1 pseudogene is annotated in these 386 nt (G+C 60.4%); it reads right to left on the bottom strand.

The features are described from left to right. Nucleotides 1-123: 123 nt before the first annotated feature. Nucleotides 124-386: pseudogene (locus tag A2J01_RS12145) on the bottom strand (TIGR03085 family metal-binding protein); the annotation flags it as partial.

Genomic DNA, 386 nt, shown 5'->3' with positions numbered 1-386 from the left:
GAGTTCAGGCTAGTCTGTGCGACCCCATCTGGACCATCCGCAACACCAGCAACACTGGTGGCGAGTGCGAAACGTGATCTTCACAACCCGTCTGTCGAGCTCGGCTCCGGCAGAAGGGGGCCATCAGAAACTGCGATCGAGCGCCATCACGGATTGAACGTCGGCCAGTTCACCTTTGGCTTCGATCTTCACCTCGTTGCGACCGAAAGCGTGCAGCAGCAACTCGGCGGGTTCACCCTGCAGGACAACACTGCGAGAGCCGGATTTGTGGACGACCGCACTCTCGCCGGACGGAAGTTCGAAAATGACCTCGACAGCGGCTTTGCGGTAACCCATCTTGCCGATCTGCCGGGCGTACTTCCACAGCTGAGCCTGCCGACCCTCCG

This window comes from Rhodococcus sp. EPR-134 (assembly GCF_001647205.1).
GTDB classification, from domain to species: Bacteria; Actinomycetota; Actinomycetes; order Mycobacteriales; family Mycobacteriaceae; genus Rhodococcus_F; species Rhodococcus_F qingshengii.
This window is presented reverse-complemented; position numbering and strand designations above follow the sequence as displayed.